Source organism: Streptomyces sp. SID5910, from assembly GCF_009862125.1.
Taxonomy (GTDB): Bacteria; Actinomycetota; Actinomycetes; order Streptomycetales; family Streptomycetaceae; genus Streptomyces.
Genome location: NZ_WWHX01000891.1, coordinates 1 through 1582, shown reverse-complemented (window position 1 = coordinate 1582; position 1582 = coordinate 1). Strand labels below are relative to the sequence as shown.

2 protein-coding genes are annotated in these 1582 nt (G+C 76.7%); both read left to right on the top strand.

Annotation, left to right across the window (positions count from 1 at the left end):
- Positions 1–810: xanthine dehydrogenase family protein molybdopterin-binding subunit (locus GTW67_RS31385; RefSeq protein WP_161168137.1), on the top strand; the 810-nt coding region annotated here is incomplete at its 5' end.
- The coding region (locus GTW67_RS31380) for an XdhC family protein (protein WP_161168136.1) at positions 803–1582 on the top strand (780 nt) is incomplete at its 3' end. The genes GTW67_RS31385 and GTW67_RS31380, both read left to right, overlap by 8 nt.

Here is a 1582-nt window from a genome sequence, read left to right as displayed (position 1 = left end):
GGGCCCTCCACGGCCCTGCTGACCGCCGAGGCCGACGGCACCTTCACCGTGCGGATCGCCGCCGCCGACCTCGGCACCGGCGCCCGTACCGCCCTCACCCTGGTCGCCGCCGACGCGCTGGAGGTCACGCCGGACCGGGTCCGCGTCCGCATCGGCGACAGCGACTTCGGGCCGGCGATGATCGCCGGCGGCTCCATGGGCACCCGCTCCTGGGCCTGGGCGATCACGGCCGCCGCGGCGGAACTGCGCGAGCGGCTCGCCCTCGGCACCGACCTCCCGCCCGAGGGCATCACCGTGCGCTCCGACACCACCGCCGCCCTCGGCGCCCTCGCCCAGAAGGAACGGCACTCCTTCGGGGCGCAGTTCGCCGAGGTCGCCGTGGACACCACCACCGGCGAGGTCCGGGTGCGCCGCATGCTCGGCATCTTCGCCGCGGGCCGCATCGTCAACCCGCTCACCGCCCGCAACCAGCTCGTCGGCGGCATGGTCTGGGGCATCTCCATGGCCCTGCACGAGGAGGCGGTCCGGGACCGCACCACCGGCGGCCTCTACGGGCCCGACCTCGCCGGCTACCACGTCGCCACGCACGCCGACGTGCAGGACATCGACGCGGACTGGGTGGACGACCCCGACCCCGACGACCCGGTCGGCATCAAGGGCGTCGGCGAGATCGGCATCGTGGGCGCCGCCGCGGCCGTCGCGAACGCGGTATGGCACGCGACCGGCGTCCGCCACCGCCATCTGCCGATCCGGCCCGACCGCGTACTGACGGGAGCGGCGTCCGGGGCCGGGGGAGCGGCGGATGCTTGACATCGCCGGCGAGCTGCACCGCTGGATCGGGGAGGGCCGGGAGTTCGCCGTCGCCACCGTCGTCTCCGTCGGCGGCAGCGCGCCGCGCGGACCCGGCGCGGCCCTCGCCGTCGACAGCGAGGGCACGGCGCTCGGCTCGGTCTCCGGCGGCTGCGTGGAGGGCGCGGTGTACGACCTGTGCACCGCCGCCCTGCGCGACGGCGAGACGGTGCGCGAACGGTTCGGCTACAGCGACGAGGACGCCTTCGCGGTGGGGCTGACCTGCGGCGGGGTCATCGACGTGCTGGTCACCCCGGTCGGCGCGGGCTCGCCCTCGCGGGCGGTGTTCGAGGCCGCGCTGTCGGCCGCCGTCCGGGACGAGCCCGCCGCGCTCGCCCGGGTCGTCGGGGGCCCGGCCGGGCTCCTCGGGCGGGCGCTGCTCGTCCGCGCGGACGGCTCCTACGAGGGCGGTCTCGGCGGTCATCCCGAGCTGGACCGCACCGCGGTGACCGAGACCCGGGCGCTGCTGGACGCGGGGCGCACCGGCACGGTCGGCCTGTCCGAGGACGGCTCGCACTGCCCCGGCGGACTCACGCTGCTCGTCGAGTCCCGGGTGCCGCCGCCCCGCATGATCGTCTTCGGCGCGGTCGACTTCGCGGCGGCGCTGGTGCGCGCCGGCAAGTTCCTCGGCCACCACGTGACGGTGTGCGACGCCCGGCCCGTCTTCGCGACGCGGGCCCGCTTCCCGGACGCCGACGAGGTCGTCGTCGACTGGCCGCACCGCTATCTGCGG